The following is a 13,200-nucleotide window of genomic DNA, read 5'->3' as shown; positions in this document are numbered from 1 at the left end:
TTCGGGAGGAGCGGGATGGGAGACGGCTGTGTCGAGCCGTCACGGCTCCCGAGTCGCCACGGCGGCCCGGGATGGAGGAGCGGACATGCGCATTGGCAAGTGGATGGTGGTGGGAGCGTTGGCCTCGGCGGCGCTGCTGTTCCCGGCGTGCAGTGACACCAACCGGGGCGTCGACACCGGCCTGCGGAACGACACCGGCATGGGCGGCGCGGGCGACGTCGGCATGATGGAGGACCAGGGGATTGGCGGCTCCGGTGGCACGAAGGGCACCAAGAGCACCAAGGGCGCCCATGGCACCATGGCCGGGGACGCTGGCACCACGGGCCCGACGGACGCGGGCACGGGCGGCGCGGGCGACGTCGGCATGGACCAGGACGTGGGCACCTCGGGCCAGGGCGTCACGGGGGATGAAGGGGCGGACCCCACCCGGACCGAGTCCGGCGGCGTCCCCGTGAAGTAGGGGGGCTAACGGGACGCCAGCATGACCTCGGTGGGATCCTTCCCACTGAAGCTGCTGGCGAGCCCCTCGGCGAGCGCGCGGTGCGCGGCGTCGCCGAGCGTGGCCAGTCGGTCCTCGGGGCCGTGCGCGAAGCGCGCCTCGAGCCGGGCCAGACGGCGGTGGGCCTCCTCGATGCGCGCGCGCGGCACGCGGCCGGACTCCACCGCGCGCACCAGCGCCTCGATGGCCCGCCGCTGCACGTCCGCCTGGTGGCAGACGAGGAAGAGGTCCACGCCGGCCAGGGTGCCGAGCACCGCGGCCTCCTCCACCGAGTAGTGGTCCGCGATGGCCTTCATTTCCAGGTCATCGCTCACGAGCACGCCGTCGAAGCCCAGCTCCTCGCGCAGCACGCCGTGCAGGACGCGGTGGCTCATGGTGGCGGGCACCTTGGGGTCGAGCGCGTCGAAGAGGACGTGGGCCGTCATGAGCGAGGAGAGCCCCGCCTGGGCGAAGGCGCGGAAGGGCACCAGCTCCACGCGGCGCAGGCGCTCCATGTCATGGGGCAGCCGGGGCAGCGTCAGGTGGCTGTCCGACTGGGTGTCGCCGTGCCCGGGGAAGTGCTTGCCGCACGAGGCCACGCCGCCGGCCTCCAGGCCCCGCGCGAGCGCGACGCCCATGCGCCCCACCTCGTCCGGGTCGCGGCTGAAGCTGCGGTCGCCGATGACGGGGTTGGCGGCGTTGGTGTCCACGTCGAGCACGGGGGCGAAGTCCCAGTCGAAGCCGATGGCGCGCAGCTCGTGCGCGAGCAACTGGCCCACGCGCTCCACGAGCGCCAGGTCACCGCGCTGGCCGAGCTCGCGCATGGGGGGCAGGGTGGTGAAGGGCGCGCCGCGCAGCCGGGCCACCCGGCCGCCCTCCTGGTCCACCGAGAGGATGAAGGGCCGATTCGCGCGCGACTTGATGTCGCGGCACAGGGCGGCCGTCTCCTGGGCGCTCCCCACGTTCCGCTTGAAGAGGATGGCGCCGAAGATGCCGTCGTCCATCAGCGCGGCGAAGTCATCGTCGATGCGAGGGCCGGGGAAGCCCACCATGAAGAGCCGGGCACAGTCGCGATAGAGGGCGTTGCTCATGGGGGCACCTTCTCACGCTCTCCAACACACGGGGAGGGAAGAGCGAGCCGGATGCCCACCTCCGCACGATGGCCGCCTGCCCGTCCGTCAGGAAGGCGACGCGCCTCGTGGAAGTCAGCGGACCTCCATCTCTTGGAACACCACTCCGTCCAACTCCAGGCGCATCACCGCCTCCACCATGCGCTCGTTGGCGATGATGCAGCCAGGCCAGTCACGGAAGCGGAAGACGTCGATGTGCTCGGGCAGCGACGCGGCGTCGAGCAGGATCCTCTTCGGGAGGTGGTTCTGGTTGCTGTCGCAGGTGGGGCAGGTGGGCAGGCGATCTGGCGAAAGACACTCGGGATGGAACTGACCGCGCAGCTCCATTTGCAGTTCCAGCAACTCCGGTGCGTGCTTCGTCCGGAAGCGGACCTTGATGGGGCAGCCCTGGAGGCCCCGCACGCCGGCCGCCTGCAACCGCTCCAGTGCCTCACGGCGCGCGAAGAGGGTCCAGGGGTTCTGCATGAAGAGCTGGCCGAAGTACCCCAACCCGGAACCCTCCACCGGGCCGAAGGACGCCCCTGGTCGTAGGAAGGCCCACAAGGGGAGGAGCGGACGGACCAGCTCGCGCAGCCGGACGTACTCCTCGTACGGCACCGGCTTCGGTTTGTGGAACTTCTCCCGCTCCGGGAGACTCGAGAGGTCCACGCAGGGATGAGGAAGCCCCCCCACACCACCTCCCAAGCGGCAGGTCGGACACGGCTGCGACCAGTCCACGCCGGGCAGACTCCACGTGTGCCCGGCATTCAGGTTTCCCGTGTAGCGCGGAGCCTTGTCCTCTGAGATTTCGTAGAACTTCACGCGTCTTCATCCTCCATGCGGCTCAGTTCTCAATCGGCGAAGAGCTGGGGACCCGGCGGGACGAGCTGGTGACCGTAAGGCACGAGGGGGCCCACGATGTCGAAGCGGTAGGCCAGCTCGAAAGCTTTTCGCAGCATTTCCTCTTGCGGTACCGGGCGGAGGAGGTTCGCCCGCATGAACTCTCGCCATGCCGCGTTCCATGGGCCGCCGTTCGCGCCACGATGGATGCGCAGGTGCACGTGCTCTGGAAGGACCATCGTCCACGCGTGGACGTCGATGCGATTGTCCTCGAGCCATTGCCTGAACTCCTGCGCCTGGGGGAACAGGTGATGCTTGACCAGCTTTCCTTGGAGCCGGGGAAAGGCCGGGAGGTAGCCATAGCGGTAGCTGAAGTGGAAGACCATCCGGGGTCGTGCGGCCTCGCGAAGCCCCACGCGCCTCCAGTTGCGCTGAGGGCCGGGGCCGCGCGTGGACGGGGGAGGGCGATGGCGCGCCAACTCCGCGCCATGCGCGAGAGGCGCAGGCGTCAGTGCCTCCGGGTCCACGTCCTCGCAGTCGAAGACGCCGCACTCCCCTTCGTCACATGCGAGCACGACACACTGGTCAGCGCTCGGGGCTTCGCACGCGGTGGGATCGTCCGCGCGCACTTCCGGGGTTGTCGCGGCGCAGGCGGACAGCAGCAGGACGGCAAGAGGGACTGTCAGCAGGTGCAGGAGAGGTCGGGTCACGTTGGCCCAGGAGTGTAGGGACCTCCTGGGCACCGTGAGGAGGCTTCGCCTCTCCGAGGAACTACTTGCGCAGCAGCGTGCCCTCGAAGAAAAAGGCCAGGGCCGCGGCCACGATGAGCCACGTCCACAGGGGCACCGGCGGGCGCTCCGCGTCCCCGCTCGACGCCTTCACCGTCTCCTCGCCGAAGTGTGCCGCGAGTGCGTCCTGCGGCAGCCGGCTCAAGTCGCTCTCGGCCGGATCCAACGTCGAGGCGAAGGCCAGCGCGGGCACCGGGTTGCCGTCCGCGCCGAGCACCGAGAACGTCCCCGGCTGCTCCACGGGCCCCACCAGCACCGTGCCGTCCGGCTGTGCCTTGTGCGGCACGTCCGTCCCATCCGGCGCCTTCACCGCCGACACCTTCTGCGCGCCCTCGGGCCGCAGCGCGAGCGTCTCGCCCACGCGCACCCGCTGCTCCTCGCGCTCCTCCAGCGAGCCCGTCAGGTACGCCGCGAAGCGCTGCATCAACGGCAGGAAGCTCGTGCGGATGGCGAAGTCGCTCCAGTCGCGGTCCACCGTGCTGGTGAAGAGCGCCACCCGGCCCTTGCCCCTGCGCGCCACCGCCACCGCCGGAGCCCCGTCCGAGTACGTGGCCAGCACCTGGCTCGCGCCCTGCGTCGCGCCACCACCCTCCGCCTCCAGCAGCATGTACCGGTAGAAGCGCGCCCCCACGAGGCCCTCCTCGGCCCGGCCCGTGAAGGGCGCGAAGAGCGGGTGCTCCACCTTCACCTGCGCCAGCTTCGCCGCCTTGTCGTCCGCGTCCGGATCCTCGCGCTCCACGCTGGTGCGCACCAGTCGCAGGTTGCGCGGCAACAGCGTGCCCAGCCGCGCGTTGTACGCGTCCGGGTTCACGTGGTCGCCCACGCTGACGAAGAGCCCGCCACCGTTCTCCACGAAGGCCCGCAGCTTCACCGCCTCGGCCTCCTCCGGTGCCGTCACGTTCAGCAGGTACACCAGGTCATACGCGGCGAAGTCCTCGCGCCAGCCGGCCGCCGCGTCACGCACCGCCACCTGCACGGGCGAGCCCGGGGCCGACAGCGCCGCCTCCATGAAGAAGGCCTCGTCCCGGTAGCGCGTGGCGTGCGGCTCCCCGTTCACCACCAGCGCCTTGAGCGGCCTCGGCACCGACAGCACGAAGGCCCGCCGGTCATCCTCCGCCAGCCCGTCCGGCGTCAGCGACACGTACCCCGACACCGCGCCGCCCTGCGGGAAGCGCACCGTCAGCGACTTCTGCGCCGTGCCGTTGGCCGGCACGTCCACGAAGCCCTTGCCCAGCGTGGTGTCGCCCACGCGCACCGAGGCCTCCAGGTCCTTCAGCGGTGCCTCGCCGAAGTTCTTCACCGTGAAGGTGTACTGGAAGGCGCGCGGGCCCGCCTGGAGCGCCGGCTCCACCTTCAAGTCCACCAGCGCGTGGTTGGGCAGCGCGTCCTTGCCGTTGGCCGCGTCGCGCAGCACCACCTCGGGCCGCACCGCCTCGCCCGTGGGGCCCTTCACCGTGGGCGGCGGCGCCTCCAGGCGCACCGAGCCGGCCGTCAGGTCCGACACCACCACCAGGCGCTTGCCCGCGACGGGGCTCTCCTCCAGCGCCCGCGCCGCCAGGTCCAGGCAGCGCGACAGGTCCGCCCCCGTGTACGTGGGCTGGGCCTCGTCAATCGCCTGCCGCAGCTTCGAGCGGTCGAAGTTCGGCGCCGCGGGTGGCAGGGGCGAGCCCGTGCACACCAGCACCGTCGCCGGCTCCTCGGGCCGCAGGTCCGTCAGCGCGTCACGCGCCTCGTCCCGGCCGCGCTCGAAGAGCGTCGTCCCGTCCGACCAGCGCATGGACAGCGACGCATCCAGCACGATGACCGTGGCCGCCGGGCCCTTCACCACCGCCGCCGCCTCCGTGTCCCGCCGCAACTCCGGGCGCGCCAGGGCCACCGGCAGCGCGAGCAGAATCAACGTGCGCAGGGCATACAGCAGCAGCCGCTTGAGCTTGAGCCGGCTCGCGGTGCGCTTCTGGCTGCGCAGCACGAAGGCCATCGGGCCGAAGGGGTGGGGCCGGGGCCGCCGCCGGTCGAAGAGGTGGACGAGCAGCGGAATGAGCGCCGCGAGCGCCCCCAGCAGCATCCACGGGTGCGCGAAGGTCAACGCCGTCTCCCCCGCTTCCCAAGGAAGCGCAGCAGTACCTCGTCCAACCGCTCATCGGTGCGCACCAGCTCGTAGTCCACGTCCGCCTCGGCGCAGGCCGACTTCGTATTCGCCAGGAAGGCCCCGAACTCCTCCAGGTAGCTCTCCTTGATTTCGCGCGGGTTCACCTCGATGCGGCCCTCGCCCTCCATGTCGAGGAAGAGCGTGGGGTCATCGAAGGGGAAGGTGAGCTCCGCCGGGTCCACCAGGTGGAACACCGCCACGTCGTTCTTGCGCTGGCGCAGCGCGAGAATCCGCTTGAGCGACTCCTGGTTCTCGTCGAGGAAGTCCGAGAGCACGACGACGGAGGAGCGGCGCGGGAGCACCTCGGCGAGGTGGTCCGCCGCGGAGATGAGGTTGGTGCCACCGTTGGGCTGGGCGTGCTCGAGCGCGTCCAGCAGCACGTTGAGGTGGCCGGCCGAGGCGCGCGGGGGCACGTCCTGGAAGCGCCCGTTCGTCATGAGGGCCAGGCCGGCCGCGTCCTGCTGGCGCACCAGCAGGTAGCACAGCGCGCCGGCCAGGGTGGTGGCCACGTCCAGCTTGGAGAGCGCCCCGCTGCGGTAGCCCATGGAGGCGGAGGCATCCACCACCATGATGGCGCGCAGGTTCGTCTCGTGCTCGTAGCGCTTGACGTAGTACTTGTCGAACTTGCCGTAGGCCTTCCAGTCCAGGTGGCGCAGCTCGTCGCCGGGCGCGTACTCCTTGTGCTCGGCGAACTCCACGCTCTGGCCCTGGTGCGGGCTCTTGTGGAGGCCGGACAGCACCCCCTCCATCACCGCGCGGGCGCGCAGCTTCACGCCCTGGAGTCGGGCCAGTGTCTGGGAGTCCAGCAGCATGTCCGGCCGCTATCCCTTCACCAGCGCGACGAGCTGGTCCACCAACTTCACGGAGGTGGTGCCCTCGCTCTCGGCGGTGAAGTTGGGCAGCACGCGGTGGCGCAGCACCGGGCGGGCCACCGCCTTCACGTCCTCCACCGAGGCCACGAAGCGCCCATTGAGGATGGCGCGCGCCTTGGCCGCGAGCACCAGGTACTGGCTGGCGCGAGGGCCGGCGCCCCAGGAGACGTTCTTCGCGATGAACTCGGGCACGCCCGGCTCCTTGGGCCGCGTGTGGCGCACCAGCTCCACCGCGTAGCGCACCACGTGGTCCGGCACCGGCACCCGCCGCACCAGCGCCTGGAGCGCGAGGATCTTCTCGGGCGAGAGAATCTTCTGCAGCTCGGGCTGCGAGCCGCCGGTGGTGGACTTGACGATCTCCACCTCCTCCTCGGCGGTGGGGTAGCCCACGTCCACCAGGAACATGAAGCGGTCGAGCTGGGCCTCGGGCAGCGGGTAGGTGCCCTCCTGCTCGATGGGGTTCTGCGTGGCGAAGACGAGGAAGGGCAGCTCCAGCGGATAGGTGCGCCCGCCGGCGGTGACGCGGTACTCCTGCATGGCCTGCAGCAGGGCGGCCTGCGTCTTGGGCGGGGTGCGGTTCACCTCGTCCGCCAGGATGATGTTGGCGAAGAGCGGGCCCTTGAGGAAGCGGAAGGCGCGGTGCCCCGTGGCCTTGTCCTCCTCCAGGATGTCCGTGCCGGTGATGTCCGAGGGCATCAGGTCCGGGGTGAACTGGATGCGGTTGAAGGACAGGTTGAGCACGTCCGCCAGGGTGGAGATGAGCAGCGTCTTGGCCAGACCGGGCACGCCCACGAAGAGGCAGTGGCCGCGGGCGAAGAGCGCGATGAGCAGGTGCTCCACCACGTCCCGCTGCCCCACGACGCGCTTCTCGATCTGCGCGAGGATTTGAGCTTTGGCCCGGGCGAGCTCCTCGACGGACTGGAGATCCTCGTTGGTGGGTTCCGGGGCCGGCGGCGGGGGAGTGGGGGCGGCGTTTTCCATGAGAAGCGTTTTCTTAATCGCGGGGAGCGCGCGGACCAAGCGGTTCGCGTCGGAGTCGTGACTCGAACGTGGGCTGCCAACCGTTCCGGCACCCACGTATTCCAGCCGTCGGCCGTTCGTCCGCTCCCGGACAGCCAGGGCCGCCTCCCTGCCCTCCGGGGGAGCCCGGCTCGCTCTGGAAAGGGGGGGATGCCGAGGGGAATGACCCCATTACCTTCCTCCGGTTCGTCGCTCCTCCGGTCGCCCCGCCCGGAGGACGGAGGGAGAACCCATGCACCGAGAGTCAGGCGTACACACCACCCGTCCGTGGAAGCGAGTCCTGCCCGCCGCGCTGCTGGCGCTGGCCGTGGGCTGTGGAGAGGCGGAGCCCCAGGGCTCGGACCCCGTGCCGGTCGCCGTGGCCACGGAGTCGCCCGTCGCCATGCCTTCGATGAAGCCCGCGCCCCAGGCCCCCTCCTGGTTCCACCGGCTCGGCGGGCCGCAGGATGACCTCGGCACGGGACTGGCCGTGGACGGCCGGGGGGACATCTCCGTGGTGTGGCTCTCCACACCGCGCATGGACGAGGACCGCGAGGCCGTGCCCGGAGAGCGGCGGGCCCTCACCCTGGCGAAGTACGGCCGGGACGGCGAGGTGCGGTGGACGCGCGAGTTCTCCGGGATGCGCCTGGCCTCGCCGCGCGTGGGGGCCTCTCCCTCGGGGGACGTCTTCCTCACCGCCAACGCCTTCCTCTACCCGGAGGACTTCGGCCTGGGCGAGGCCAATGACGGCTTCCTGGTGAAGTTCTCCAGCGACGGCCAGCCCCTGTGGCAGCGGCGCGTGGGGCAGAAGGTGCATGGGCTGGCGGCGGATGGGGAGGGCGGGGCGCTCGTCGCCGCCGAGGAGTGGACACCGGACGGCCACGTCCCGGTGCTCGCCCACCACGATGCCCAGGGGGCCTACCTCTGGACGCGGCAACTGGACCCGGTGGCCGAGGGCACGGAGCTGCATGCCTTGGCCCTCATGCCCTCCGGGCAGGCGCTGCTCGCCGGCCGGCTCGTCGGCACGCTCCGGGTGGATGGTCAGGACTTCGGCGCTCCGGGCGGACGGGGACTGCTGCTGCTCGCCTTCGAGCGGGATGGGCGCCTTGCCTGGGGCCGGCAGGTGCGAGGGGTGGAGGGCCACGTCACCGGGCTGAAGCCGGGCCCGGACGGGAGTGTCGCGCTGGTGGGCGACTTTCGCGGCACCCTGCCCTGGGGGGGGACGACGCTCAGCGGCTCGGGGGCCTTCGTCCTCGCGACGGGACCGGACGGTGCCGAGCGCTGGGCGCACCCTCTGGCGTGTGGCGCGCGGCCGACTCCGCCCGTGGTGACGGTGGACGACGCGGGGCAGGTGGTGGCCGGCTGTGGGGGGGAACTGAGCGTGTACGCGCCGGAGGGAGCGCAGCGCGACCAGCGCACGCTGACGCCCGGCGAGTGCACCGCGGGGGACTGCCTCGTGGCGAGCACCGCGCTGGACTTCGTCCCGGGCCAGGGCCTCACCCTCGCCGGCTACCAGCGGCATGACGGCGGGCGCGCGGGCGAGGCGTGGAACCAGGAGGCCTTCCTCCGGGTGCTCGCCCCTTGAGCGCACCGCGCTGTACTTTTCCCGGGTGGTGGGAACGACCTGCCAGGTTGCCCGTGGGAGCGCCTGTCAGGTGGGTTGTGCGCCTACCTGCAACAGGATGGCGGGCGGGCAGGAGGGCGAGGGTGAAGATAAAGACTTGAGCGAGCCAGTCGGACCCGCGACAGTCAGACCCTATGGATCAGGGTCGACGCGGCGCGGATCGTAAGGCCGTGGGTCTGCTGGTGAAGCTCAAGCACGCGGACATCGGCAGCTTCGTCGAGGAGTTCGCGGTGAACATCAGCCCCGGGGGCATGTTCATCCGCTCCCGCGAGCCGCAGCCGGTGGGCACGCTGGTGAAGTTCGAGGTGCGCATCGCGGACGGGCAGCGGGTGCTGCGGGGCTCGGCGGTGGTGCGCTGGGTGCGGCCGCCCGAGGATCTGTCCGGGCCTCCGGGCATGGGCATCCAGTTCACGGAGCTGGAGCCGGCCTCCCAGGCGCTCGTCGATCGGATGTTGGAGCGCAGGGGCGAGCCACCCGTGCCCGCCATGGCGATGCCTCCGCCGGTGACTCCCACTCCGCCCCCGGTGGCGCCGGGGGTTCCCCCGGTGGCGCCCATGTCGCCCGGCGTCGCCACGGTCCGGCCCGTCGCCGGGCCCCGTCCGGTGGAGCCCCCGAAGCCTCCGGCGCCCCCGCCCGTCACCTCCGTCGACATTCCGCTCGATGAGCTGATCGCCAGCACGCCCGAGCCCGACTTCTTCTCGCGCTCGACGGTGGAGATCTCCCCCGCCATGGCGGCGGCCGTGCTGCGCCAGCCCGGGGCGGGAGTGGAGTTCGACCTGGACCTGTCGGAGGCGGCGACGTCCGTGCCCGCTCCCACGCCGCGACCCGCGCCCCAGCAGCCCGTGCGCAACGGTCAGACGAGCAGCGCGGTGGAACTCGACCTGGGCTCGTCCGAGGACGACGAGCCGCTCGAGTTCGCCCGGCCCGTGGCGGGGCAGCCCTACCGGCCCCCGGCGAAGAAGCCGGCGCCCGTGCCGGCTCCCGCGCCCGCCCCCGTCCGTCCCCCGGCTCCGGTTGCCGCGCCCGCACCGTCCCTGGCACCCACACCACCTCCGGCGCCCGTGCAGCCCCCGGCGCCCGTGCAGCCCCCGGCCCCCGTGAGGACGGCGCCCGTGCTCGCCCCGGCGGTCGCGAAGCCGGCGGCACCGCTGCCTCCCGAGCCCAAGAGCTCGCCGGCGCAGGTGCGCACCGCCTTTCTCACGCCGCCCACGAGCATCGAGGGCAAGGGTCCGGTCATCGGCATCGACCTGGGCACGACGAACTCGTGCGTGGCGGTGGTGACGAACAACAAGCCCACGGTGCTGCGCTCGCGCGAGGGCTACAACACCATTCCCTCGGTGGTGTCGCTCACCTCGCAGGGCAAGCTGCTGGTGAGCCACCGCGCGAAGAGCCAGGTGCTGCTGCGTCCGGAGCAGACCATCTACGGTGCGAAGCGCCTGGTGGGCCGCCCCTTCGACAGCGCGGTGGTGAACCAGGTGCGCGAGCGCTTCCACTACGAGATCATGCCGGATGCGCGGGGCCGGGCGGCGGTGCGGATGGGCGAGCACGTGCTGTCGTTGGAGGAGGTGCAGGGCATCATCCTGCGCGAGTGCAAGGAGCTGGCGGAGCAGCACCTGGGGCAGAAGGTGGAGCGCGCGGTGGTGACGGTGCCGGCGTACTACTCGGAGCCGCAGCGCGAGGCGGTGCGTCGGGCGGGGTGGATGGCGGGGCTGAAGGTGGAGCGCATCCTGAACGAGCCCACGTCGGCGGCGCTGGCGTATGGGCTCAATCGGGAGATCACGAAGAAGGTCCTCATCTACGACCTGGGCGGCGGCACGTTCGACGCGACCATCCTGCGCATCGACAAGAACGTGTTCGAGGTGCTGTCCACGGGCGGCGACATCTTCCTGGGAGGCATGGACTTCGACAGCATCCTGGTGGACCTGCTGCTGGAGCGCTTCCAGCAGGCGGAGAAGGTGGCCTTCCAGGGAGACCGGATCGCCCTGTCGCGAGTGACGGACGCGGCCGAGCGGGCGAAGGTGGCGCTCTCGGAGAGCAACACCTACGAGGTCCACATCCCGATGTTGATGATGGACGAGTCGGGGCAGCCGAGGGACCTGCACGTCACGCTCACGCGGGCGGAGATGGAGCGGGCGTGCCTGCCGCTGGTGATGCGGACGCTGGACGTGGTGCGGGACGTGCTGCTGGACGCGAAGCTGCGAGCGGGGGAGATCGACGACATCCTGCTGGTGGGTGGGCAGAGCCGCATGCCGCTGGTGCGCGAGAAGCTGAAGGAAGTGTTCGGCAAGCCGCCGCACGCGGGGGTGAACACGGACGAGGCGGTGGCGCTGGGAGCAGCGCTGTACTCGAGCGCGGTGGACAAGGTGAGCAGCGTGGTGCTCATCGACGTGCTGCCCATGACGATCGGCGTGGCGATGCCGGGAGGCGGCTTCACCCGCGTCATCGAGCGCAACACGCCGTTGCCTTCGCAGCGCTCGTTCGCGATCTCCACGACGCGGGACAACGAAGAGGTGATGGAGCTGTCCGTCTTCCAGGGAGAGGACACGCACATCGCGGCGAACGAGTACCTGGGGACGGTGAGGCTGGAGGGGTTGCCGAAGGGGCCGAAGGGGACGGTGCGGGTGGCGGTGACGCTGCGGCTGGACGCGGAGTGCGTGCTGCACGTGGGGGCGCAGGACTACGCGACGCGCAAGGACGTGAAGGCGACGCTGTCGACGCGCTACACGCCGGAGGAACTGAGGCAGCGGCTGGGAGTGGCCGCGGAGACGGCGAAGGCGGCGGAGGAGCGCCGGGGGCAGGACCTGAAGGAGCGCTCGGGGCGTTTTTGGAGCTTCCTGAAGAAGGTCGTGGGCAAGGCCTGAGCCATCAGTCAGGAATTCCCAATACAGACGACCTTCAAGCCCGCCGCTGTCGACTGCGTGGGATCCTTCACGAATCCCGAATCGAGGGTGAGCAACTCCCCACCCGCATGAAGCAGCGCAGAAGAGGCATGAATGCAGTCTCGCGGCTTGAACCCGAACGTGGTCAGCAGCTCCTGGGCCTTCCGGGTCACATCCTCATCCACGGGAACGAATTCAAGGTTCTTCAATCCGAGTAGCAGGCGCCCGGCAACGATCGCCTTCTGCCGGTCATAGGCTCCCGAAGCCCTCCCAGCCACCCACGTCACCTCGTCCCAGGTCAGATAGGAAGTCCGGGCACGCACTTCCCCTCGGGCCACACGCTCCATCCAGCCCAGGCACTCATCGATGACGGACTGTTCCCGGTTCTTGAGGAGCGGTGTCACGATAACGCCAGTATCCAGATAGTAGAGCGTCATGGCCTACCAGCGATCAGGATCATCAAGGATGTCCTGGTAGGACTGCACTGGAACCTCCGCGCGGAACGACTCGCAGAAGTCGAACCACTCTTTCCAGGAGTGATCGGCAGCCTGGCCGGACTCTGATTGGCTCAGAAGCTGAAGAAGTGGCTCAAGCAGATTGCGGAAGAAGAGTGTCGCTTGATCCTCGGGTAGATTCATCGTCATCAGTCGTTCGATGACGAGAGGGAACAGCGCTCGTGCACGCTGTGGATCCAAGGGAGGAAGGTTGATGAGCTCGAAGCCAGAAACCACGGCGGCGTTCATGGGTGTCCTCCTCCGTACGCATAGTAGGTGGTTCCCTGGAGTTGGGCCTCTGTCACCTTCCCTTGCTTCAGGAGTTCTTCAAGAGCTTTAGAGTACTTATTCAAAGTCGCGGACCCCTCCTTCTTCCCCGACATCCGCTCTATGGCGACGATCCATGCCATGGACGCAGCGTCCGCTTTACCTTCGAGTTCGGCCATGAGCTCCATGAGTGAATAGGCCTGCTCTGGATGATCCTTTAGGAATCCCAGGACTCGTTCACTCAAGGGCCTGCTGGCTTCCTTGAACTGCTTGATGTCGATAGGCACTGATGAGCCTCCTATCTTCTTACCGTAGAAGTGCCAGATATTAGGGTCAATCTCGCTGACCGATAACCGTCGGTCTTAACAGCTCACGTACGCTCCGTTCGGCGCCACAAAACTCCAGGGCCTTGAGCCGCTCTCGCCGCTCCCCTTGTGGCGCTGGAGCGGCACCATGAAGACCGAGACGAACGCGCCCACCACCATCACCGCCACCCCGGCGCCCTCGAACAGGCGCGCGGACAGCGAGACCAGCCCCGTGAAGTCCATGCACCCTGTCTGTGCACGGTCACCGCGAGCGCCAGGGACGCGAGGGCGCGGGTGTTGGCGAGTGGATTGCCCCGAGCGGCTAGGGGCCGCCGTCCTTCGCGGGCGCCTTCGGGGCCGCGCCTTGCTGGGCCTCGGGGCCACCCTTGTTGAAGT

The 13,200-nt window shown here is 69.9% G+C and carries 12 protein-coding genes and 1 pseudogene; 3 read left to right on the top strand and 10 right to left on the bottom strand.

The genetic code is table 11. From position 1 onward, the window contains the following. Positions 1–460 (top strand): annotated as a pseudogene (locus VF794_RS12160) (hypothetical protein); the annotation flags it as partial. A gap of 5 nt (positions 461–465) precedes the next feature. Here the strand turns inward: VF794_RS12160 and nagZ are convergent. The 6 genes from nagZ to VF794_RS12130 all read right to left on the bottom strand — a co-directional run bounded on the left by nagZ (position 466) and on the right by VF794_RS12130 (position 7,217). Then, the gene (gene nagZ / locus VF794_RS12155; protein ID WP_331109898.1) at positions 466–1,569 is read right to left on the bottom strand and encodes a beta-N-acetylhexosaminidase; all 1,104 of its coding nucleotides are present in this window, start codon (positions 1,567–1,569) and stop codon (positions 466–468) included. Between the two features lie 114 nt (positions 1,570–1,683). Continuing rightward, positions 1,684–2,409 carry a double-CXXCG motif protein gene (locus VF794_RS12150; RefSeq protein ID WP_331109896.1) on the bottom strand — a complete coding sequence of 242 codons (726 nt, stop codon included), beginning with the start codon at positions 2,407–2,409 and terminating at the stop codon, positions 1,684–1,686. A gap of 29 nt (positions 2,410–2,438) precedes the next feature. Then, positions 2,439–3,137, bottom strand: a complete 699-nt coding sequence (locus tag VF794_RS12145; RefSeq protein WP_331109894.1) for a TIGR02269 family lipoprotein — start codon at positions 3,135–3,137, stop codon at positions 2,439–2,441. Between the two features lie 61 nt (positions 3,138–3,198). Then, the gene (locus VF794_RS12140) at positions 3,199–5,301 is read right to left on the bottom strand and encodes a BatA domain-containing protein (protein ID WP_331109892.1); all 2,103 of its coding nucleotides are present in this window, start codon (positions 5,299–5,301) and stop codon (positions 3,199–3,201) included. Next, on the bottom strand, positions 5,298–6,176 hold the full coding sequence (locus VF794_RS12135; protein ID WP_331109890.1) for a DUF58 domain-containing protein: 879 nt from the start codon (positions 6,174–6,176) through the stop codon (positions 5,298–5,300). The genes VF794_RS12140 and VF794_RS12135 overlap by 4 nt, the downstream gene beginning before the upstream one ends. Before the next feature lie 9 nt (positions 6,177–6,185). Next, complete coding sequence (locus VF794_RS12130; RefSeq protein WP_331109888.1) at positions 6,186–7,217, bottom strand: MoxR family ATPase; 1,032 nt, start codon at positions 7,215–7,217, stop codon at positions 6,186–6,188. A 271-nt stretch (positions 7,218–7,488) separates the two neighbouring features. Here VF794_RS12130 and VF794_RS12125 point away from each other — a divergent pair, with 271 nt between their 5' ends. Both VF794_RS12125 and VF794_RS12120 read left to right on the top strand, forming a co-directional pair. Then, a complete protein-coding gene (locus tag VF794_RS12125) occupies positions 7,489–8,820 on the top strand; it encodes a hypothetical protein (protein WP_331109886.1) in 1,332 nt (443 codons plus the stop codon). Between the two features lie 173 nt (positions 8,821–8,993). After that, positions 8,994–11,720, top strand: coding sequence for a TIGR02266 family protein (locus tag VF794_RS12120; RefSeq protein WP_331109884.1), 2,727 nt, complete (start codon positions 8,994–8,996; stop codon positions 11,718–11,720). 8 nt (positions 11,721–11,728) lie between these two features. On the opposite strand, the gene VF794_RS12115 is transcribed toward VF794_RS12120, so the two are convergent. The 4 genes from VF794_RS12115 to VF794_RS12100 form a co-directional block, all read right to left on the bottom strand. Further along, on the bottom strand, positions 11,729–12,175 hold the full coding sequence (locus VF794_RS12115) for a type II toxin-antitoxin system VapC family toxin (RefSeq protein WP_331109882.1): 447 nt from the start codon (positions 12,173–12,175) through the stop codon (positions 11,729–11,731). A gap of 3 nt (positions 12,176–12,178) precedes the next feature. After that, positions 12,179–12,481, bottom strand: a complete 303-nt coding sequence (locus VF794_RS12110) for a hypothetical protein (protein WP_331109881.1) — start codon at positions 12,479–12,481, stop codon at positions 12,179–12,181. Continuing rightward, a complete protein-coding gene (locus tag VF794_RS12105) occupies positions 12,478–12,786 on the bottom strand; it encodes a hypothetical protein (RefSeq protein ID WP_331109879.1) in 309 nt (102 codons plus the stop codon). Before VF794_RS12105 ends, VF794_RS12110 begins: the two co-directional genes overlap by 4 nt. Positions 12,787–12,861: 75 nt before the next feature. Next, the gene (locus VF794_RS12100; RefSeq protein WP_331109877.1) at positions 12,862–13,047 is read right to left on the bottom strand and encodes a hypothetical protein; all 186 of its coding nucleotides are present in this window, start codon (positions 13,045–13,047) and stop codon (positions 12,862–12,864) included. Positions 13,048–13,200: the final 153 nt, after the last annotated feature.

The sequence above is a fragment of the Archangium sp. genome, assembly GCF_036389735.1.
Classification (GTDB): Bacteria; Myxococcota; Myxococcia; order Myxococcales; family Myxococcaceae; genus Archangium.
Note: the sequence above shows the minus strand (reverse complement) of the source record. Positions and strands in the feature narration are given on the sequence as shown.

What these genes read in the sequence shown, in the direction of transcription:
- VF794_RS12120 (WP_331109884.1), top strand. Translation starts at nt 8,994, where the DNA reads ATGGATCAGGGTCGACGCGGCGCGGATCGTAAGGCCGTGGGTCTGCTG.
- VF794_RS12115 (WP_331109882.1), bottom strand. Translation starts at nt 12,175, where the DNA reads ATGACGCTCTACTATCTGGATACTGGCGTTATCGTGACACCGCTCCTC.
- VF794_RS12110 (WP_331109881.1), bottom strand. Translation starts at nt 12,481, where the DNA reads ATGAACGCCGCCGTGGTTTCTGGCTTCGAGCTCATCAACCTTCCTCCC.
- VF794_RS12100 (WP_331109877.1), bottom strand. Translation starts at nt 13,047, where the DNA reads ATGGACTTCACGGGGCTGGTCTCGCTGTCCGCGCGCCTGTTCGAGGGC.
- nagZ (WP_331109898.1), bottom strand. Translation starts at nt 1,569, where the DNA reads ATGAGCAACGCCCTCTATCGCGACTGTGCCCGGCTCTTCATGGTGGGC.
- VF794_RS12135 (WP_331109890.1), bottom strand. Translation starts at nt 6,176, where the DNA reads ATGCTGCTGGACTCCCAGACACTGGCCCGACTCCAGGGCGTGAAGCTG.
- VF794_RS12125 (WP_331109886.1), top strand. Translation starts at nt 7,489, where the DNA reads ATGCACCGAGAGTCAGGCGTACACACCACCCGTCCGTGGAAGCGAGTC.
- VF794_RS12130 (WP_331109888.1), bottom strand. Translation starts at nt 7,217, where the DNA reads ATGGAAAACGCCGCCCCCACTCCCCCGCCGCCGGCCCCGGAACCCACC.